Genomic DNA, 21026 nt, shown 5'->3' with positions numbered 1-21026 from the left:
CCTCATCAAAGAATGCGGGATCCGTAATACGCAAAACTGAGGTACTCCTAATGGGAGCCCAAAAACGACTGATCCGAACGATTTGTTTGGCAGCGGTAGTAGTTGGTAGCGCTGCCAATAGTGCTTTCGCACACGAAACAGATACACAGGAAGGCGTCGCCTCCTTTTACAGTGACCGCTTTCAAGGAGCCACCACAGCGAGTGGAGAGCCCTTTGACCAGCAGGCACTGACAGCCGCCCACCCTAGCTTGCCGTTTGGCACGAAGGTGTTGGTGACGCGCCCGGACACGGGGCAAGAGGTAGAAGTATTGATCAATGACCGCGGCCCCTTCGTTAAAGGGCGCATTATTGATTTATCCAAACGCGCGGCAGTGAAACTTGGCATGCTACGCCGCGGTACAGCACCGGTTATGGTAACGCTGTTGGATTAACGGATAACACATTCTTGGTTGGTGTGTGATACCCCTTAGCCTAATTAATGCGACAGTAAACCAGTCAAAATAGTGCCACTCTATAAATACAGGGCGACCAGCAATGGTCGCCCTGTTTCTTTTGAGGTGCTTTATCTCTTACCGCTTTCTCATGCATGGCGAACTTGCAAGCAAGCTAATGGTCTCTATGCTGCAAGGAGTTTAACGCGCGTAGCTGAAACAGATAGCTCAAAGCGCCATTTATTCGCAGGAGGCATTTATGCAGTCACAGTTTTATACGCTCACCGATTATCCCCGCGGCCTACCCGATCGCGCTCTGTTTAAACTGGAGACGCAGACGCTGCCTGAGCTAGCCGACGGCGAAGTGCGAATTCGTAATCGCTGGCTCTCTGTAGACCCTTATATGCGGGGCCGCATGAATGGCGTTCGCACATATGTAGACCCATTTGAACTCGGCAAACCCATGGAAGGCGGCGCCATTGGTGAAGTGATCGAATCCAATGACGCAAACCTCAAGGTGGGCGATCGTATCAGCCATATGGGCGGCTGGCGTGATATTGCCCAACTGCCTGCCCAAGGGGTGACGCCATTACCCGACCTTGATGTTCCTGAACAGGCTTACCTGGGTGTGTTAGGCATGCCCGGCATGACCGCCTGGACCGGCCTCAATTTGATTGCAGAATGCAAACCGGGCGATAACGTGCTGGTCAGTGCGGCCAGCGGTGCGGTTGGTTCGTTGGCGGTTCAGTTAGCCAAAGCAAAAGGCTGCCATGTCGTGGGCATTGCGGGTGCTGCTCATAAGCTCGCTTGGCTTGAATCACTGGGTGTCGAACCAGTCAGCTATCGTGATCGCAATGCGCATGAATTAAGCGACGCCATTAAGCTCGCAAGCCCCAACGGTATTGATGTGTATTATGAAAATGTGGGTGGCATTTGCCTGGAAGCTGCCCTCAGCCAGTTAAATGAAGGCGCCAGAATCGCGGTGTGCGGTATGATCGACGATTACAACGCCGCAGAGCCCACTCCCGGCCCCAGCAACCTTTCGCAACTGGTGATACGAAAAGCCAAGATGCAGGGTTTTATCGTGGCAGATCACTGGTCGAGCTATCCCTACTTCCTAAACGAAGTGGCCCCGCAAGTCGCCGCTGGCAAACTGGCTTATAAAGAAACCGTGAAAGAGGGTTTAGAGAGCACCCCAGAGGCTTTCTTGGCACTGTTTGAGGGCGGTAATACCGGTAAGATGCTGGTCAAACTAGACAGCTAATCGTTGCGCTAGATTAAACTTGCTGGAGTTACCTATCCCACACCCCGAAAGCCGCGCTACGTTGATAGTGCGGCTTTTTTATTGATCACTGTTCATGCTTACCTACCAGAAATCATTAGACCAAAAGCGAATTGATTATTAAAATCGATTAGCTGTTGAGATGTGTTTTAACCCATCGGCTTTGCTGATGGGTTAGGGCACACTGCTGAATCGCCGCTTAGCAGCCACTACTAAGCGGCATTAACTCGTTGTTAAATAGGGGTTACCTCATGGATGAACACTTACGTACGCACAGCAGATGGCCGCTATTACTGCTTGGCCTTTTGCTAGTGGCGGCGGGACTTGCCTTGGCCATTGGCGGCGGCAAGCTGCTTAGCGTAGGCGGCAGTGCTTATTACTTAATTACCGGCATAGGCGTTATCGCCAGCGGTGTTTTACTGGCAATGCGCCGGGGAGCAGCGCTCTGGCTGTATGCGCTTATCTTGTTTGCGACGCTTGTATGGGCGTTATGGGAAGTCGGATTAGACTGGTGGCAGTTGGTGCCACGCGTTGCGATCCTCTGTCTAATCGGAATTATTCTACTGCTTCCCTGGTGGCGTAAACCGTTACATTCACGGGGCGGCAGCTTGGCATTGGTAGGTAGCATTATTGCTGCCATCTTGGTGGCTATTGCGAGCCAGTTAAGCGACCCAGGCAGAATCGAAGGGACGATTTCCAACCCCAACGAAGCTGCTAGCACCGTTAACCCTGCGCAAGTAGCGGGAGACGACTGGCCCGCCTATGGCGGCACCAACGCAGGCACTCACTACTCCTCGCTTGAACAGATTACGCCTGACAACATCGGCGAACTGGAAGAGGTATGGCGCATTCAAACCGGCGATGTGGCGGGGCCCAGCGCGCCGCCCGAAATCACCAACCAGAATACCCCGCTTAAAGTAAACGACAGCCTATATATTTGTACCTCGCACAGCCGCGCGATGGCGCTCTCCCCGGAAACAGGGGAAACATTGTGGGAGTTTGACCCCGAGGTGAGCACGCTGGGTGCCGAGGATTTCTCGCTCTGGGCGCATATGACCTGCCGCGGCCTCGCCTACTACGATGCGGCTAATTACGCCGCTGGTTCAGACACTAGCGAAACAGCGGATGACAGCGAGGCCGGCAACAATAGCGCCGCGACGAGTGACACAGCGCTCTCTTTCGACATCTTCGATAACAATGATATTTTCAGCCTCGACCTCTCTTTCCTATCCTTGATGTTTGGCGCTGAAAATGAAGGCAACTCGCAGCCCATGCTTAGCGAAACGGATGTCATGTGCCCACGCAGGCTTTATCTGCCCACCGCTGATGCGCGTTTAATTGCGCTGAATGCTGACACCGGTGAACGGTGCGCCAACTTTGGCGAGAATGGTGAAGTCGACTTGACCAACAATATTGGCGACTTCGACCCTGGTGGTTACTACTCCACCTCGCCTGCGACAGTAACTGAAAATCTGGTTATTCTTGGTGGACACGTTACCGACAACAGCTCCACTGATGAGCCTTCTGGCGTCATTCGCGCTTTTGACGTGCATACCGGCGAGTTGGTGTGGAACTGGGATAGCGGTAACCCCGATGACACCGAACCACTAGCTGAAGGCGAAACCTACACCCGTAACTCGCCTAACGTATGGGCGCCGATTAGCGTAGATGAAGAACTCGGCATGGTTTACCTGCCCATGGGCAACGCGACGCCTGACCAGTATGGCGCTAACCGTAGCGAAAACGATGAAACCTATAGCGCAGGCTTGGTGGCACTTAATCTGGAAGATGGCCAAGTGGAATGGGTTTATCAGTTTGTCCATCACGACTTATGGGATATGGACACACCCGCCCAACCGGTGCTGATTGACCTGGCCACAAATGAAGGCCCCCAGCCCGCGGTGATTCAGCCGACCAAGCAAGGCAGCCTTTACGTCTTGAACCGTGAAACCGGTGAGCCGATTGTGCCCATCGAAGAGGTGCCTGCTCCGCAAGGCGCTGTTGAAGGCGACTGGACAGCGGAAACACAGCCGCGCTCAGCGCTAAACCTGCTGCCTCCCCCGCTCACCGAACGCGATATGTGGGGTGCGTCACCGTTTGACCAAATGATGTGCCGCATTCAGTTCAACTCGTTGCGTTATGAAGGCCAGTACACGCCGCCTTCGCTGGAAGGCAGTATTGTTTATCCGGGCAATGTCGGGGTAATGAACTGGGGTGGCGTCGCTGTTGATCCTGAGCGTCAAGCGTTGTTTACCGGTGCTAAATACCTGGCATTCGTCTCCACCCTGGTACCTCGCGAAGAGGTAGAAGAAGGCCAAGGCTCGGCCAGCGAACAGGGGTTGCAGCCTAATGCAGGCGCCCCCTATGCCGTTGAGCTTGGCCCACTGCTTTCCGTGCTAGGGCTGCCCTGCCAAGCACCCTCCTGGGGTGATGTGGCCGGTATCGATCTACAAAGCGCAGAAGTGGTATGGAAACACCGTAATGGCACGACACGCGACAGCATGCCGTTCGACCTGCCGATTGGGCTGAATGTCGGTGTTCCCGCACTCGGCGGCCCGATCACCACTGCGGGCGGTGTATCGTTTCTGAGCGGCACGCTAGATCAGTACCTGCGTGGCTACGACATCACCACTGGCGAGGAAGTGTATAAAGCGCGCCTGCCAGCAGGTGGTCAAGCCACACCCATGACCTACACCGGCGAAGATGGTCGTCAGTACGTCGTGGTCACGGCAGGGGGTCACGGCACCTTTGGCACCAAAATGGGTGACTATGTGATTGGCTACGCGCTGCCTGAGTAACCGATCGAGCTAATAGATTCACCAACGAGAACGGGCGACCCAATGGGCCGCCCGTTTTTATTTATGCAGCGTTTAGAAACGCACTTCTAATCCGCCATAAACGCTGCGTCCAGGAGCAGGTTCATAGAAACGACCAAAGGTGCCGTTCAAACGCACATTGGAATAATGCTCTTCATCTAATAGGTTGCGCACGCCCACATAGGCATTTAGCCGCGTATCGCTGCCCAACTGCCAACCATCTCCCACCCGCAGATTGACCAGCCAGTAGCTATCGACCTCGGTTTCATTGGCATTGTCCGCCACCAAGTCACCCACGTATTGGGTTTCCAGGGTCGCAAAGCGTTCATCAACTCCTTCCCAGGTTAGCTGGTTGAACCAGGTCTGTTCAGGTAAGCCGGGGATACGGTTGCCGTCAAAGCTTTCCGTTGGTGTGGCAAATTGATCAAACTCATAGCGCGCCAGCGTCAGGGCGCTATCCAACCGCCACTGGTCGGCTAACTGCCAACCGAGCGCCAACTCGATACCGTCACGATCAGTATCACCCGCGTTCTGGTAGAGCGTGCGCCCCCCATTTTCCTCTTCGTAAGGGACTAGCTCATCGCGCACGCGTACTGAAAACAGCGCCAAGTCATAATCCATTGCGAGTGGCCCCACATAGCCACGCAACCCCACCTCGCGGTTCCACGCTTTTTGTGGCTCAACCGCCGGGTTAAAACCGCCGCCCGCTGGGTTAGCAAACTCTGAGAACGTTGGGGTTTCAAAGGCGGTGCCGGTGTTGATATACGCCTGATGCTGTGAGCGATAGCGGTAGCTAAGCCCCGCCGAGCCGCTCCACTCATTAAAGGTTTGCTCGCCGCTTTGATCACCATCGCTCTGATAGCGATCATCTACTTCCAACTCCACCCGATCAAAGCGAGCGCCAAGCGAAAGCGTGACCTGCTCGGTTAAAGCCAAATCACCTTGAGCAAACACCCCAGCCGAGGTTGCCGTTTGGGTCTCTTCCGCCAGCTGCTCACCAACAACACCCTGCGGATTGACATCGTTCCTAAAGCGCTCGTCGTCTTGGCGAGCCACATCCACACCGGTGATATAGCTCAGCGGTAGGCTGCCCAGGCTGACCTCATGGTGATACTCGGCGCTCGCGCCCAGGTAATCACGCTGGTAGCCGATGCGGCTGTCACCCACGTAGGGCAACTGCTGCTCAAAATCGCGTTGGGAGATAAAGCCTTTTAAGTAGAACTCGCCAGGGCCTGCGGACAAATCTTCGTACTGTAAGCCGAGGAGCTGTTGATCAACGTTCTGACCGGCATCCAGCGCCAGGGAGTTCGGCGCTGCCTGATCGCGGCCACTCGCCACCTCACTTGCATTCAGCGCACCGGGATCTTCAGAGCGGGGGTTATCGAGCAGATTGATAATCGCGGTTAACGCACGGTCGCTGCCTAACTCGCGGCGTAGTTTGGCATTCAACAGGTACTTTTCCGTGGAGCTCTGCTCTCGATAGCCATCGACATTAAGCGCTGAAAAGCTCACATGGTGCGACCAATCCCCTTGGGCGCCACCGGTTTGCACGACCGCCTTACGGTAGCCATCGCTTCCCACCTCGGTACGCACGCTCGAGCCAGGGTTATCGCGCCCATTTGCGGTGGTGATATCAATCACCCCGCCCGCCGCATTGCCATAAAGCACCGAAGAAGGCCCACGGATGACTTCAATACGCTCAGCGCTGTCCAGATCAATGGCATCTAACTGCGCCTGACCGTCCGGCAGCGTGTAGGGAATACCATCGACCATCACGGTAATACCGCGCACGCCAAACGGCGCGCGAGCACCAAAACCGCGGATGGAAATGCGCTGGCCCTGGGCGAAGTTATCGCGGTTCTGCAGAAAAACACCCGGTACTCGCACCAGCGACTCATCCAATCGCGCGCGCTGCTGACCTTGCGCAATGGCTTCGCGGTCAATGGTGGAAACCGCCGCGGGCGTATCATATAGCTCACGCGCCAAACGAGGCGCGGTCACCTCCATGGTGGACAGGTTAGCGTTATTCGCTGGGCTCTCTTGAGCCCAGCTTTGACTTGCTACAAAGCAGCTCAACATCCCTAAAGACGCGGTGGTGAATTTTAATATTATGTTGGGCATGGGGTCCCTCCCAGATAGTGTTAGTGGAAATTAAAAGTGTAAATGAACGATTTTCTATTGGGTTAGTCTCAGCTTATTCACCAAGGCCTGGATAAAACTTCCGACAGTGCCTACACTTGTACAAGTTATACCCCTGAAAGCAAAGGAGGCTTCATGGCGTTTACAGCGACTGATCCAATTAAGATGATTTTTGCCGTTATACTTCCCCCACTCGGCGTATTTTTTGAGGTCGGTTTTAAAGGGCATTTCTGGCTGAACATTATCCTAACGCTATTTGGCTTCATTCCGGGCATCATTCATGCGTTTTATGTGATATTGAAGCACTAGCATTTAATGAAGCTGTTTGTTGAGTATGACGCCGCCTAAGCTAACGCTTAGGCGGCTTTTTTGTGACATTAACTAAGGCGTGTCGACGCTGATGCAATGCATGCACGCTCTCATCAAGCTCTGGAATAGGGCCTTCTACCTTCAGCCCGGGTACCACCTTTTGAATAGGCAAAGTGGCAACAGGTGGCGGCCCAACCCCTAAATCCGCTAGCCATTCACTTAGCTGCTCTGATGAGCTCGCATAAACAATGCGCCCCAGCCCTACCCAGCCATGAGCAGCAGCACACATGGGGCAATGTTCGCCTGAAGTATAGACAGACGCCGCTGCTCGCGCTTCTGGCGTCATATGCTGTGCTGCCCAGCGTGCCAGAGCAAACTCCGGGTGTTGGGTGGAGTCACCACCGGCAATGCGGTTACGGTCCTCTGCCAACACGTCACCGTCAGCACTTACTAGCACACTCCCAAAGGGCTCATCGCCCGCCTCAAGGGCCTCTTCAGCCAGTTCAATGGCACGTCTCAGATAGATGAGTTCTCGATCATTCATCGCGAGTTCTCCTTTAAATCAACAGCGCTGACTTACTACCCCTTTCTTACTACACCTTTGCCGTTGCAGGCGTATCTTCCAGAGGCGTCTCTTTCAACGCTTCGCCTTCGCTTTGAGCGATAACGGAGGTACCCACTAAATCGCCCGTCACGTTAAGCGCCGTAGCCCCCATTCCCACCAGTGCATCGATAGCGGTAAGCAGCGCAACCGTCTCTATTGGCAGCCCCACTTGAGCAAACACCGTGGCGATCATAATGATTCCCGCGCCTGGCACGCCTGCGGTACCCACCGACACCAACGTGCCAATCAGCACTATCTGCACCATGCTAATGAAATCCAGCGGTGCGCCAATCACATTGGCCGCAAAGACCGCCGAAATGGCGATACGAATCGCCGCGCCATCCATATTTAACGTAGCGCCTAATGGCAGACTGAAGCCGTAGATACTTTTGGAAATCCCTAAACGGTGGGCCGCATTAATGGTGAGTGGTAATGTTCCCGAACTACTTTGGGTCGCAAATGCTGTCGCCATCGGCGTGCGGGCCTCGCGAAAGAAAGTGCGTAACTTCACACCAAACAGCCGCATGATGCCGCAATAAATCAGCAAATGAGCGGCGAGTGCGATATACAGCACCACCACCATATCACCCAACGATAGCAACGTTTCCAACCCCTGCTGGCTTACCGTTTCGGCGACAATCGCAAACACGCCGATGGGCACGTAGTGCAAGACGCCAGACATCACTTTTAAGGTGACCTCATTGAGCGCTTCAATCACCTCATACAAACGTTCGCCCATCGCCTGCTGGTGTTCCGATTGACGCATTTTTAACAAGGCGATGCCGAACACCAGCGCCGTAAAAATAATACCCAGCATATTGAGCTCGGCGAATGCACCAATGATGCTATCCGGCACTATATTCAGCAGCGTATCGACAACGCCTGGATTCTCGGGCACCGAGAAACTGGCACTCTCATCCAACGTCATACCGCTGCCGGGACTAAACAACGTGGCAACCGCTAAGCCCACCATGATCGCCAGCGCTGAAGAGGTAAGGTAATAACCAAACACCTTGCCGCCCACGCGGCCAGCTCTTCCCTCCCGGGACTGATTCACCCCCACCATCAGCGTAAACAGTACAATGGGGACAATCAGAAAAGTAAGCAGCCGTAGCAGCAGGTCACCCAGCGGCGCTAGCCAGGCAGCCACTGTCTCACCACCAATAAGCCCAACGACAACGCCCAGAACAAGCGCAACAGTGACGCGTAAAATCAACGATGCCTGAGCATAGGCCTTCCATATACGAGTCATTTAAGTCCCTATAGGTTTGCATGTGTGAGCAGGTCTAATTTGAGAAGCATGTACCTCACTTATACATCTCATTCTATTAGTGTGGCACAGCGATATCGACAAGAGAGGAAGGCGGGAGAAACAGCCCCCATCACTGTCGAAGGCCCGTTGGCTTTTTATAGAGTGCAGCCTCCTCAAACACGCACAGCCTTGTGCATGTTTGTTAATTTAGCGATTACTTTATGGAAACCGATGGCGTTAAATACCCTCATTCAAGCATTGAGGTATTGCTGGCACTAATGAAGCCCTTTGCAACTAACGTATCAAGTCAGATTATCTTTACAAGAAAAGGAGTTTTCGCATGCGATTTTCTATCACCTGTTTAACGGTATCCACATTGGCGCTAATGACAGCGGGCTGCGCGCAACATTCCGCCACGACCAGCGAAAATAGCCTAGCTGAAATCCGTTATGAAGTAGGCCCTTGCTACGGCACCTGCCCTGTCTATAGCGTTGCAGTTGAGGCGGATGGTACAACCCGCTACACAGGTGAACGCCACACGGCCGTGGAAGGTGAGCGCACTCAGGCAAGCAATATGACTGTTTTTCGTTCGCTACAAGAGCGACTAGCTGCCATGCAACCCGACATGGGCACAACGCAGCAAACTCTTGATTGCGAACCCCGCGCCTCCGACCTGCCACACTACACAGTGACCTGGATTAACCAGGATGGCTCCCAAGCGGTGCTTGAACACGATACGGGCTGTCACTCTGAAAACGGTCGCGAACGAACTGAGATCCTAAAAAGCCTCAATGCAGAGCTTGGCATTGAAAATTGGGTACAACAGTAAGTGTAATAGTCAGTGCATAATCACTGATGGCAGCTAACACGCGATATCTTTGTCAAGGAACGCCAATGCATACGATCAATCCGAGTAAGCTACATCACAGCAAATGGACGGCTGCACAGCCAAGCAATAAAGAGAAGCACTTTATGGTTACCCAGTTGCTGCGCGATGAAGAAGAGAACGTAGTAGAGGTCGTGCTTGAGGCTATTTATACTCATCGCGAGCTCATTGTGCCGTGGCAAAGCTTAAAAGATGACAGCGTGTGGAAAGTGGGCTGGCAATAGAGGCATTATAGTAAGCGCAAAGGTAAGATAATCAACAAAGGCTTTGACACGCGCTACAATTCATGACAATGTAGCGCCAGTTGGTTAGCAAGCAAGCATGGTTTCAGAAGTGTACGAAAAAGATTTAGAAATGTACGAGATAGACGTGTACAAAATCTTTCGGCAAGACTGTAATTGTATTCCTTGTTTTATCCGCTATTAATCTGGGTGATACCAGGAACTTTACAAAGCGCATTGCGCGAAAGGATTTTTACTATGTCTACTGGCACAGTTAAGTGGTTCAACGATACTAAAGGCTTCGGTTTTATTGCTCCTTCTGACGGCGGCGATGACCTGTTTGCCCATTTCTCTGAAATTCAAGCAGACGGCTTCAAAACCCTGCAAGAAGGCGCTAACGTTTCTTTTGACGTTACCCAGGGTAAGAAAGGCCTTCAAGCTTCAAACATCAAGCAAATTTCCTAAGCCCTAGCGCTTAAGAATTTGCTCGAACCTTCTAAGGTTCGGATAACAAGGCCCGCTTATGCGGGCCTTGTTGCGTTTGGGCATATTAAAACTGAGCGTTTAGAGCAGACGACGTCACCCCATCTTCAGATGCATCCGGGTTTAGAGTCTGAAGTTACTCTATCGTTTTTTAACGCAAGTTGCGCAGCATGGGCGGAAGGCGTTAACCCTCCCAGTCCCTTCTTCGGTCCTTCCTCGTTGTATTCCCGTCGCCACGCCTCGATGATGACCCTCGCGTGATGAAGGTTGGTGAACCAATGCTTATTTAGACATTCATCCCGAAAGCGCCCATTGAACGATTCGATGTAGGCGTTTTGGTTGGGTTTTCCAGGTTCGATTAAAAACAGGACAACGCCACGTAGATGTGCCCATGTCAGCATGGCACGCCCGCAGAATTCCTTGCCATAGTACGAATGGCGCTAGGTAGGCCACGTTGTATAGCCAGATGATCCAGTATCCGTGTTAACGACAGTCCGCCAATGGCACGGTCAGGCACGATAGCCACAGCTTCATGGGTAGCGTCGTCGATAACGGTGAGGTTCTTGATAACGCGCCCTTCCGCCGTACGGTCAAACACAAAATCCATTGACCAGACTTGATTGGCGGCACCAGGGCGGCCTAGTGGCTTACGCTCAGACGTGGGAACCGTCTTACGCTTGCGGCGTTTTACCTGCAACCGAGTAGCTGCGTAGAGGCGCTCGACGCGCTTATAACTGACCTGTTCACCGGCTTGACGCAGCTTCAGATAGATCATGCCAGCGCCGTAGCGACGATGTCGATTTGCCAAGGCAACAATGCGTTCACGCAATGGCCCATTGCGGTCAGGCGCCGATTGATAGCGCAATGCACTGGCACTCATACGAAGGACACGGAGCGCTCGGCGCTCACTCAGACCACGTGTCACCATGAAACGCACCTCATCTCGGCGTGCAGGGGCGCTCACCACTTTTTTCTCAGCGCCTCGCGTGTGACCTCCATTTCCAGTAGTAATTCGGCGAGCAGCTTTTTTAATCGCGTATTTTCAGTTTCGAGTTCTTTAAGTCGCTTGGCCTCAGGGACTCTCATGCCGCCAAACTTGCTGCGCCATAAATAGTAACTGGCTTCTGAGAAGCCGTGTCGACGGGATAGATCCTTAATGGGCAGTCCCGCTTCTGCTTCGCCCAGGAAACCAATGGTCTGCTCTTCGCTGAAACGCTTCTTCATATCCAATCTCCTTACGCATAGGATCAGACTCTAAAGTGTAGCGCTACTCAATCTGGGGGTGACGTCGGCCCTACTACCGTTACTCGGAATGCCGGCACGCGCTGTGTAATTCGCACCACGTCGCGCAACCTGCTGGAACGCCTCCAGGCTTATGAGGATGACGTGTTGCGCTTCCTCGACGCCCCTGTAGCTCCCTTCACCAACAACCTGGGGGAGCGTGATCTGCGAATGACCAAGGTTCAGCATAAAATCTCGTGCTGTTTTCGCGCCCGGGAGGCCGCCGAGATTTTATGCCGGATGCGCAGCGTCCTCTCGACTGCGGTCAAGCAAGGGGTGGCGGCGCATACCGCACTGGAGCAGCTATTTGCTGGTGAAGTGCCGGACTTCATGCGACAGGACACCCTGAATCAGGCTGCGTGAGCTGAATAGTTACGCCCTGGACAACGTTATCAATAACCCACAGCGCCCGTTGGTGGCAGTTTTCGGCGGCGCCAAAATAGCGGACAAGCTCGAAGCTATCAATGCCCTCATCGGCCGCGCCGAGCAGGTTTTGATTGGCGGTGCGATGGCCTATACGTTCCTGCGGGCCTGTGAGATTCTCGAGAAGGCCGGTGACAAACTGCTTCTGCCCACAGACCATGTCATGGGTATGGAGAAAGAGACACGTACAGGCAGAGAAATCATCGGCAACTGGATGAGGATGGACATCGGGCCGGATGGCGACTTCGACGGCAAGGTGGCCGCCATCGAGAAACTGGACCGCGCAATTCCCCGGATGATGGAACTGCAACTGGATGTCATTGTGGTAACGGGAGATCACAGCACTCCCAGCGCCATGGCATGCCACAGCTGGCATCCGGTACCGGTTCTGATCCGCGCGAACACCTGCCGGGTGGACAGCGTCGAGGTCTTCGACGAAACTGCCTGTGCTGGCGGCGGGCTTGGTCACCTGCCGGTAAAACATCTTATTACCCTGGCGCTGGCCCACGCCGGCCACTACAAAAATACGGGGCCTGAAGGCCAGCACCGAACTAGACCGGTCTTTAGAGGAAGTTTCCAGTGGGTTCGAAAAGCGGAAAGAGAAGGGACTCTCCCGAAAAAAACTCGTGGCACGCCGTCGACGTCGAAGACGCTCTGGCGGAATTCGGCGTCCGGAAGAAAAATGGATTGACGGAGGATGAGGCCCAGGAGCGATTGAAGCGCTACGGCCCGAATCAGCTACGGGTGGCCCAAAGCCAGCCCTGGTGGCGGATTCTTCTGGGACAGTTTCAGAGTATCGTTATCTACCTGCTGGGCGGCGCCGCCGTTCTGGCGTTTGCCACCGGCCGCCTGCCGGAAGGATTTGCCGTCCTGGCGGTGCTGCTGGTCAATACCACTATTGGCTTTGTAAGCGAATGGAAGGCGGTACGATCCATGGCCGCCCTGCGCCGATTGGGAGAACACATGACCCGGGTGCGCCGGGAAGGCAGCGAGCGGGAGACTGCCGCATCGGAAATCGTGCCAGGCGATATTGTACTGCTGGAGGCCGGCGACCTGGTCCCCGCCGATCTGCGGTTGCTGGAAGCGGAACACCTGAGAGTCAACGAAGCACCGCTTACCGGTGAGTCAGTTGCGGTGAGCAAACTGACCGATACCCTGGCCTCGGATACTGACCTCGCCGATCGCAACAACATGCTCTACAAGGGCACCAGCATCGCCGACGGTACTGCAGTGGGTGTTGCAGCGGCAACTGGCTCGGAGACGGAACTGGGCCGGGTGTCGGCGCTTGCGGAATCGGCTGAGGGAACCGTTACACCATTGCAGCAGCGGCTGGATCAACTGGGGCGCCGCCTCGCCATATTAACCGTTCTTATTGCCATCGTGGTCGCCGCGATAGGTTTTCTGGTGCGGGAGCAACAGGCCGCGCTGGTGATCGAGACGGCGTTGGCCCTTGGTGTGGCTGCCATTCCTGAAGGCCTTCCTATCGTCGCCACCATTGCCCTCGCCCGCGGCATGTACCTGATGGCGGCCCGCAACGCGCTGGTAAACCAACTCACTGCGGTGGAAACGCTGGGGGCAACCCGGGTGATCTTTTCGGACAAGACCGGCACGCTGACGGAAAACCGGATGTGGCTACACAAAATCGTCACCCCCAATGGCGATCTCGTGCTGGAGGAAACCGGCACTGGCGAGGCGCTGGAAGACAAGGAGGGGATTCGCCGTGTCCTGGAGGTGGGCCTGCTCTGTAATGGTGCCTCCCTCGATCAGCAACAGGGAGAGGACAATCCCCGCGGCGATCCCACTGAAGTCGCGCTGCTGGCGGGAGGAAAAGACCTGGGGCTGGAACGGGAATCGTTGCTGGAAGAGCGACCCGAGGCCCGGGTGGAACAATTCGAGCCCCGGCTCAAGAAGATGGCCACCTTTCACCGCGATGAGGGCCAGTATTACGTGGCGGTGAAAGGCGCTCCCGAGGCGGTGCTGGATGTCTGCACCGACATCATGACAGATGACGGCACCAAGCCATTGGATGACGAGACACGCAGCCAATGGGTAGAACGCGCCAGCCAACTGGCAAGCGAGGGTATGCGACTTCTGGCAATGGCCGAGAAAAGGGCGGAAACCAAGGATTCCGATCCCTATGAAGATCTGTGCTTCCTCGGCCTTACCGGGTTGCTTGACCCACCCCGCGAAAACGTCAAAAAGGCGATAGACACCTGTCAAGCGGCGGGTATCCGGGTGGAGATGGTGACCGGCGATCAAATAGAGACCGCCACAGCGATCGCCCGGGCCGTGGGGATTGTCGGGGGCAAGGATGACCCGGAGACCATCGGCATGCTGGGACGCGATATCGGTTCCCCCGACGATATCGACGAGGACCAGCAGGAGAAGATCTACCGTGCCAACATCTTTGCGAGGGTGAGCCCTGAGCAGAAGCTCGATCTGGTGACTATTTATCAGAATCGGGGCGAGATCGTGGCAATGACCGGTGACGGCGTCAATGACGCCCCCGCTCTGAAAAAGGCGGACATCGGCATTGCCATGGGCAAACGGGGCACTGAGGCGGCCAGGCAGGTCGCTGACATGGTGCTGAAAGATGACGCCTTTGAAACTATCGTGGCGGCGGTGCGACAGGGAAGGGTCATTTTCGGCAACATCCGCAAATCCGTCATATTCATGCTCACCACCAATGTGGCCGAAGTGCTGGCGGTTGCCATAGCCATCGGCGCCGGGTGGCCTCTGCCGCTGCTTCCTCTGCAGATTCTTTATCTCAATGTGCTCACCGATGTGTTTCCGGCTCTCGCTCTGGGGCTGGGGCCGGCCAGCGGAAATGAGATGGAAGACCCACCCCGCAGCCCCCGGGAATCCGTGCTGACCCGGGCCCACTGGACTGAAATCACGGGATTTGCTGCCTTGATGGCAGCGTGTGTGCTGGTCGCTCTGCTGCTGGCAGACCACTGGCTGGGGTTGACGGAACTGGAAGCGGTAACGGTTTCTTTTCTGACTCTGGCCTTCGGCAAGCTCTGGTTTACATTCGTTCTGCGGAGCCCGAAATCCCCTATTCTGCGCAATGAGATAACGCGCAATCCTTGGGTATGGGGAGCGCTGGCAATGTGCGTCGTGTTGCTGGCGGCCGCGGTATACCTACCGTTGCTATCTGGCCTGCTCCGAACCCAGCCCCTAGGCTGGCAGCCCTGGCTTCTGATTCTGGCAATGAGTGTCATTCCCCTGCTGGTGGGACAAACAGTTCGGGAGATACAGCGGCGCCGGATGTCTGGATAAAAGGTTCTTCGTCACTTCATATGGATTCCTGATTACGCATAAGGCTCAGCCATCTTCGGGAGCCGGTACGGCATCGGCAGCGTTCTCACCGCCACCGTGAGGAAGCGCGGGATCGTGGCCTTGAGGTCATAGCGCCGATTGAAGCGGTACTCGAACTCGGCTAGGTAGCGTGGGGCATGCTGCCCGCGGATGGCATGGTAAGTGCCAGTGATGGCGTTCTTGACGTTACCCAGCAGGGTGTTAACCCAGTTGAATTGCCGAGTTCTCAACATGTCGCTGACGCCGAGCTCGCGCGACATCTGCAGCGCCGAGATGCCAGTCTTGCGCTGAGTGAACAGGTAGATCGCCAGAAAGTTGACTATGATCAACATAATCTCGGCCTTGCTGAACCATACTGATCAAGAGATTTTCCGGGTACCGCTGCGTCGCGGCATGCATCAAGCGGCTGACTCCCTGCTGCCTTTTTGATGTAAAGGAACTTGCGCCGGACCGGCTGTCATTTTTTTGGCAAAGGGGTGGGCATGCAATGGCTATTCAGAGCGAGCGCAGGAATGTCTTTGTACTGGGATTCGACGAACGGCACGGCGCTGATGTGCAGAAGATTCCCGATTCAGACCAGTTTACCTTCTACCCGCTGTTGCGATCGGAAGAGCTGGTTCATCAAAAACACTATGCAATCGAAGAAATGCTGGCAAAGGCACGCGGCATTCTGCGTGACTTCGATGGTTCCATTGATGCCATCGTATGCCACTGGGATTTCCCGGCGACTCCAATAGCGGCCGTACTGTGCGAGGAATTGGGGTTGCCAGGACCGTCGTTAGAGGCCGTGCTCAAGTGTTCGCACAAGTACTGGAGCCGGCTCGAACAACAAAAGACGGCACCCGAACACACCCCTCGCTTCTGCGCTGTTGACCCCTTCGACGACGACCCATTGGAAAAGGTATCGCTCGACTATCCTTTTTGGATCAAGCCCATAAAAGGCTACGGATCCATGCTGGGGTTCCGCATCAACAATGCCCACGATTTCGAGCATGCCATCGGCATCATCCGCGAGAAGATCAGCCGTATTGGAGATTCGTTCAACACGATATTGAGCTGGATCACCCTGCCCGAAGAGGTGAGGGGCATCACCGGCAACCACCTAATAGCGGAAGAATGCATAAGCGGCCTAGAGATCGCACCGGAAGGCAGCGTCCAGCACGGTGTCTATCGTGCACATGGGATGATCGATATGGTGCGAGATCATAACCACAAGAGTTTTCTTCGCTACGAATACCCTTCGAAATCTCCCCGAAATATCCAGCAGCGAGCTATCGACCTAGCAGAGAAAATACTCAAGAAGATCGGCTTCGACAACGGCTGTTTCAATATGGAGTTCTTCTGGAATCAGGATACCGATGACCTCTGGATCATTGAGATCAATCCACGCATTTCACAATCGCATTCCTATCAGTTCGAGATGGTTGATGGCATGTCGAACCACGAGATTGCCATCCATGTCGCTCTCGGCGACCAGCCCCATTTCGAACACGGCCAAGGTCCTTATAAACACGCTGCCAAGTGCTTGCTGCGCCATTATTCACAGGACGATGCCGTGGCAACTCGAGTGCCCACCGAGCGTGACCTCCTCAAGATCAAGTCCGCACAGCCCGACACTGACGTGGTGATAACGCTGAAAAAAGGTGGCTGTCTATCAGAGTTGTTAGATCAGGATGCCTACAGCTATCTCCTGGCAGAAGTGTACGTGGCAGGCAACACAGTCCACGAGATGCTGGACAAGTATCACCAAGTGGTCGAGATGCTGCCCTTTGAATACAGGCCATTGGCCGGGGAGAAACAGGCATAGACATGCGTCATAGCACCCTGGAATCGCTACCCTGCGAGATCGAGGTCATCGAGAATGAATGGATACCGCTTGCCGACGGCGAGCGGCTCGCCGCTCGGATTTGGCGCCCGAAAGCGGCCGGGCAGTCTCCTGTGCCGGCCATTCTCGAATACATTCCCTATCGCAAGCGTGACATGACACGGGCACGTGATGCCATTACCCACCCCTATCTGGCGGCACATGGTTATGCCTGCATCCGGGTGGATCTTCGTGGTAGCGGCGAGTCTGACGGGGTCATGGTAGATCAATACCGCGAGCAAGAGCTAGATGACGGCGTACATGTCATCCGCTGGCTGGCCGAGCAGCCTTGGTGTGATGGCAATGTGGGGATGATGGGGATTTCCTGGGGCGGCTTCAACGCCCTTCAGATTGCTTCTCGCCGTCCAGCAGCGCTGAAAGCCATCATCACAGCCTGTTCGACCGATGATCTCTATGCCGACAACATGCACTACATGGGCGGCTGCCTGCTCACCGATAACCTGTCGGAATCGACCACTATGTTTTCCGCCAATAGCTGTCCGCCCGATCCGGCGCTCGTTGGCAAACGCTGGCGCGAGATGTGGCTCGCGCGGCTCTCCGGCAGCGGGCTCTGGCTGGATACCTGGCTGCGCCACCAGCGCCGCGACGCCTACTGGCGCCACGGATCAGTAGGCGAGGACTACGCGGCCATCCAGTGTCCCGTGATGGCGGTTGGTGGCTGGGCGGACGGCTACACCAACGCCATTTTCGGGCTGCTTGAGTATCTTCGGGTTCCTCGCCTGGGGATGATCGGTCCCTGGGGGCACAAATACCCCCACCAGGGGATTCCCGGACCCGCGATCGGTTTCCTTCAGGAGGCGCTACGCTGGTGGGATCACTGGCTGAAGCAACGGGATACCGGCATCATGGACGAGCCAATGCTGCGGGCCTGGATGCAAGACAGCGTGCCTCCAACGACCTATTATCACGAACGTCCCGGTCGGTGGGTGGGAGAAGCCGAATGGCCATCGTCGCGGATCCAGACGCAGCGGTTTCGACTGGGAGCTTATCGGCTCGAGAAGGATACTGGACAGGATGTCTCCCCGCCGCTACGTGACATGATCATTCAGTCGCCTCTGAGTGTCGGCTTGTTCGCCGGCAAATGGTGTTCCTACACTGCGGCGCCCGACCTGCCTCACGATCAACGCGAAGAGGACGGCGGCGCTCTGGTTTTCGAGAGCGACCCGCTCGCCACCGATGTCGAGATCCTCGGTGCGCCGACAATGGACCTTGAAATTGCCAGCAACCAGCCAGTGGCCATGGTGGCAGTGCGACTCTCTGACGTGGCAGCCGATAATAAGGCGACCCGCGTCACCTACGGGATCTTCAATCTCACCCACCGTAACGGAAACGACCGCCCCGAGGCACTGACGCCAGGAGAGTTCTTCCGCGCGCAGGTACCGCTGAACCACGTGGCACAAGTCTTCCCCAAGGGGCATCGCCTGCGCGTGAGTCTCTCCACCTCCTATTGGCCGCTTGCTTGGCCGTCTCCGGAGCCAGTGAAGTTGACTCTCCGGACGACCGGGTCGGCACTAGGACTGCCGGTACGTCCAGGACGGGAGGAGGATGTCACCATTCACTTCCAGTCACCGGAAGGTGCACCGCCGCTGACCATGACCCAACTGGAGCCACCGCATCACAACTGGCTGGTCCATCGTGACCTGGCAGAGGACACCTCCATCCTGGAAGTCATCCAGAACCAGGGAGTGTACCGCATCGATGAGATCGACCTGGTAGTCAGTAATTGCACGCGCAATTGGTATACCTACCGTGACGATGACTTTACCTCCCCCAAAGGCGAGACGAAGACGGAGCGCAACTTCCGACGCGGTGACTGGTCGGTACGTACAAGTACGCACACGACCATGACCGCTGACGTCGAGAACTTCTACATCTGGGCGGAACTTGATGCCTGGGAAGGGGAAAAACGCGTGTTTTCCCGGAATTGGGATCTGCAAATCCCTCGCGATTTCCTGTGAAGGTGCAGGCTCTCGCGGCCGTCGTCACCCCCTCGCCGCCGATTCCACCATGTAGCCGCAGTCGCAGATAGGCTCCCCCGGGCTCGGCTGCTTGGTCTTGATGTACTTGATGTAGTAGGTGCTGGGAGGGCGCCCGGCGTCCTCGAGCACGCAGGTCTTCCTTCGCGCCTCGAGCCATGTCGCCACAGCCTGCTCCCGGGGCGTCACCGGCGGCGGCGATCTCGTTGAAGATCGGCCAGATATCATCTACATCGTCTCGCATGGCTTCGCGGATAGCGGGGGCTTCGCGGTTATTCGATGAATTCAGGCATGACACCTCGCAAGACGGCTTGGCTGTGTCGGCAAAGAGCCGATTGAATTGGCAACTGCCCTTACTCATCTTCTTCACTGGACAGCTCCCTGCTGGGATGCACGAGGTCCATCGAACACTGTTCACAGTTTTTTGGCCCATTTGTCCGCCTGACGCTCGGCTTCCTCACGCGCCAAGCCATATTTCTGCTGTAACATCCCGATCAGTTGCTCACGTTTGCCAGCGATCTGGACCAACTCATTGTCCGTGAATTCGCCCCAGCTAGCGCGATCCTTTCCGCTCAGCTCTTTCCACTTACCTTCGATCTGATCCCATTTCATGACATTACTCCTTCGATCAAGTAGAAAAAATACCTGATTACTCATGTTGATCAGCCACTATCCCGTCGCGTCAGTCTCTCCTAGACTGATGTTATCTCCAGTAGAGGAGGTGACGTCATGGCACGCAACCCTATCCAGTTCCAGTCCGGCCTGTCCTTGCCGGCATTTCTCGAGCAGTTCGGCACGGAAGCGCAATGCCAAGCAGCCCTCTTCCAGCATCGCTGTCCCGGGAGCTCGGCGTCAGCGACAACGCCGCCTGGAAGCTCAAGCACAAGCGGCTGCAGGTCATGCACAAACGCAACCAGAAAGAGAGGCTCGCCGGACGCATCGAGCTGGATGTTACCTACCTGGATGGGGAACGGCCGGGAAAGCGCGGGCGTAGCACTGAGCACAAGTTTCCGTTCGTGCCGCCGTGCAGACCGATGACGACAGCCATCCACAGCGTGTCCAGCTGCGTCGCGGTCGCTATGCGCAGCAGGCTTTGGCGCCTGGCAGCCAGGTCATCAGTGGTGGCCTGGGGGGTTTCCGAGCCTTCGACACTCCGCTCTACGTCCATTACCGACACATCACAGGGGGCGGGCCAGTGGGGGGGAACCCCGAGTTCAACTGGGTCAACACCCGTCAAGAACGCGATCACCGGCACTTACCAAGCCATCCGCGGGCAGCATGCCCCACGCTACCTGGCCGAGTTCGAGTATCGGTTCAATCGACGCTATGACCTCAAGGCCATGATCCCGCGCTTTCTGACGGTGGCGGCGAGAACGCCGCCGATGCCATACCGGTTCCTGAAGTTGGCTGAGCCTTATGCGTAATCAGGAAAGACTTTGGGTGGCAGTCGGCGCACTCTGCGCCAGGCGCCATGCCAAGACGAACCGATCGTCCAGCTGCACCATACACCGGCGGGGACGCCCTATGTGCGGATTCGAGACATCCCGGAAGCGCTCCAGGATGACTTTATGCGCTATCTACGCGGTGCGACCATGCCCGTAGTCGACGGCGAGGCGGGGCCGGTAGTGTTCAAGACAGATTGGCTCGATTGGCTCCACCATCGCCGTCCAGACCGCGAGGCCGCACAACGCAGGTGAGGTTCTATGGATTCGACGGCGCG

The 21026-nt window shown here is 55.7% G+C and carries 16 protein-coding genes and 4 pseudogenes; 14 read left to right on the top strand and 6 right to left on the bottom strand.

What is annotated here, in order from left to right; genetic code table 11:
• Positions 1 to 50 precede the first annotated feature (50 nt).
• The 3 genes from ACXUPB_RS04645 (at position 51) to ACXUPB_RS04635 (ending at position 4511) form a co-directional block, all read left to right on the top strand.
• The gene (locus tag ACXUPB_RS04645; RefSeq protein WP_176303323.1) at positions 51 to 431 is read left to right on the top strand and encodes a septal ring lytic transglycosylase RlpA family protein; all 381 of its coding nucleotides are present in this window, start codon (positions 51 to 53) and stop codon (positions 429 to 431) included.
• A gap of 259 nt (positions 432 to 690) precedes the next feature.
• Positions 691 to 1695, top strand: coding sequence for an NADP-dependent oxidoreductase (locus tag ACXUPB_RS04640; protein WP_472955625.1), 1005 nt, complete (start codon positions 691 to 693; stop codon positions 1693 to 1695).
• Between the two features lie 269 nt (positions 1696 to 1964).
• Complete coding sequence (locus ACXUPB_RS04635) at positions 1965 to 4511, top strand: glucose/quinate/shikimate family membrane-bound PQQ-dependent dehydrogenase (protein WP_472955624.1); 2547 nt, start codon at positions 1965 to 1967, stop codon at positions 4509 to 4511.
• Positions 4512 to 4583: 72 nt separating this feature from the next.
• Here the strand turns inward: ACXUPB_RS04635 and ACXUPB_RS04630 are convergent, their stop codons facing one another.
• Positions 4584 to 6650: a TonB-dependent receptor family protein gene (locus ACXUPB_RS04630; protein ID WP_472955622.1), complete on the bottom strand. Its 2067-nt coding sequence runs from the start codon at positions 6648 to 6650 to the stop codon at positions 4584 to 4586.
• 153 nt (positions 6651 to 6803) lie between these two features.
• Between ACXUPB_RS04630 and ACXUPB_RS04625 the strand changes: the two genes are divergently transcribed.
• A complete protein-coding gene (locus tag ACXUPB_RS04625; RefSeq protein WP_035538925.1) occupies positions 6804 to 6977 on the top strand; it encodes a YqaE/Pmp3 family membrane protein in 174 nt (57 codons plus the stop codon).
• A 40-nt stretch (positions 6978 to 7017) separates the two neighbouring features.
• Here ACXUPB_RS04625 and ACXUPB_RS04620 read toward each other — a convergent pair whose 3' ends face one another.
• Positions 7018 to 7521 (bottom strand): nucleoside deaminase, encoded by a 504-nt coding sequence (locus tag ACXUPB_RS04620; RefSeq protein ID WP_179917051.1) that lies wholly within the window; start codon positions 7519 to 7521, stop codon positions 7018 to 7020.
• Between the two features lie 49 nt (positions 7522 to 7570).
• Positions 7571 to 8833: a dicarboxylate/amino acid:cation symporter gene (locus ACXUPB_RS04615; RefSeq protein ID WP_472955620.1), complete on the bottom strand. Its 1263-nt coding sequence runs from the start codon at positions 8831 to 8833 to the stop codon at positions 7571 to 7573.
• A 340-nt stretch (positions 8834 to 9173) separates the two neighbouring features.
• Here ACXUPB_RS04615 and ACXUPB_RS04610 point away from each other — a divergent pair, with 340 nt between their 5' ends.
• The 3 genes from ACXUPB_RS04610 (at position 9174) to ACXUPB_RS04600 (ending at position 10405) form a co-directional block, all read left to right on the top strand.
• On the top strand, positions 9174 to 9662 hold the full coding sequence (locus ACXUPB_RS04610; RefSeq protein WP_472955617.1) for a DUF6438 domain-containing protein: 489 nt from the start codon (positions 9174 to 9176) through the stop codon (positions 9660 to 9662).
• Positions 9663 to 9727: 65 nt separating this feature from the next.
• Entirely contained in the window at positions 9728 to 9943 is a 216-nt protein-coding gene (locus ACXUPB_RS04605) for a TIGR02450 family Trp-rich protein (protein ID WP_035563866.1), read from the top strand.
• Positions 9944 to 10198: 255 nt separating this feature from the next.
• Positions 10199 to 10405: a cold-shock protein gene (locus ACXUPB_RS04600; RefSeq protein WP_007111402.1), complete on the top strand. Its 207-nt coding sequence runs from the start codon at positions 10199 to 10201 to the stop codon at positions 10403 to 10405.
• Between the two features lie 125 nt (positions 10406 to 10530).
• On the opposite strand, the pseudogene ACXUPB_RS04595 reads toward ACXUPB_RS04600, so the two are convergent.
• Positions 10531 to 11647: pseudogene (locus ACXUPB_RS04595) on the bottom strand (IS3 family transposase).
• Positions 11648 to 11758: 111 nt separating this feature from the next.
• Between ACXUPB_RS04595 and ACXUPB_RS04590 the strand changes: the two are divergent.
• The 3 genes and pseudogenes from ACXUPB_RS04590 to ACXUPB_RS04580 form a co-directional block, all read left to right on the top strand.
• Positions 11759 to 12067 (top strand): annotated as a pseudogene (locus ACXUPB_RS04590) (IS66 family transposase); the annotation flags it as partial.
• The gene (gene pgk, locus ACXUPB_RS04585) at positions 12054 to 12818 is read left to right on the top strand and encodes a phosphoglycerate kinase (protein ID WP_374730589.1); all 765 of its coding nucleotides are present in this window, start codon (positions 12054 to 12056) and stop codon (positions 12816 to 12818) included. The pseudogene ACXUPB_RS04590 and the gene pgk, both read left to right, overlap by 14 nt.
• Positions 12707 to 15406 (top strand): cation-translocating P-type ATPase, encoded by a 2700-nt coding sequence (locus ACXUPB_RS04580; RefSeq protein ID WP_179917055.1) that lies wholly within the window; start codon positions 12707 to 12709, stop codon positions 15404 to 15406. The genes pgk and ACXUPB_RS04580 overlap by 112 nt, the downstream gene beginning before the upstream one ends.
• Before the next feature lie 32 nt (positions 15407 to 15438).
• Here ACXUPB_RS04580 and ACXUPB_RS04575 read toward each other — a convergent pair.
• A pseudogene (locus ACXUPB_RS04575) lies at positions 15439 to 15663 on the bottom strand (transposase); the annotation flags it as partial.
• Between the two features lie 269 nt (positions 15664 to 15932).
• Here ACXUPB_RS04575 and ACXUPB_RS04570 point away from each other — a divergent pair.
• Both ACXUPB_RS04570 and ACXUPB_RS04565 read left to right on the top strand, forming a co-directional pair.
• On the top strand, positions 15933 to 17252 hold the full coding sequence (locus tag ACXUPB_RS04570; protein WP_179917056.1) for an ATP-grasp domain-containing protein: 1320 nt from the start codon (positions 15933 to 15935) through the stop codon (positions 17250 to 17252).
• 2 nt (positions 17253 to 17254) lie between these two features.
• Positions 17255 to 19288, top strand: a complete 2034-nt coding sequence (locus ACXUPB_RS04565; protein WP_179917057.1) for a CocE/NonD family hydrolase — start codon at positions 17255 to 17257, stop codon at positions 19286 to 19288.
• Positions 19289 to 19720: 432 nt separating this feature from the next.
• Here the strand turns inward: ACXUPB_RS04565 and ACXUPB_RS04560 are convergent, their stop codons facing one another.
• The gene (locus ACXUPB_RS04560) at positions 19721 to 19918 is read right to left on the bottom strand and encodes a CsbD family protein (protein WP_472955613.1); all 198 of its coding nucleotides are present in this window, start codon (positions 19916 to 19918) and stop codon (positions 19721 to 19723) included.
• A gap of 117 nt (positions 19919 to 20035) precedes the next feature.
• On the opposite strand from ACXUPB_RS04560, the pseudogene ACXUPB_RS04555 reads away from it, so the two are divergent.
• Positions 20036 to 20730, top strand: a pseudogene (locus ACXUPB_RS04555) (IS1595 family transposase).
• A 12-nt stretch (positions 20731 to 20742) separates the two neighbouring features.
• Positions 20743 to 21003 (top strand): hypothetical protein, encoded by a 261-nt coding sequence (locus ACXUPB_RS04550; RefSeq protein WP_179917059.1) that lies wholly within the window; start codon positions 20743 to 20745, stop codon positions 21001 to 21003.
• Positions 21004 to 21026: the final 23 nt, after the last annotated feature.

This window comes from Vreelandella sp. DA03-1M, from assembly GCF_055725665.1.
Note: the sequence above shows the minus strand (reverse complement) of the source record. Positions and strands in the feature narration are given on the sequence as shown.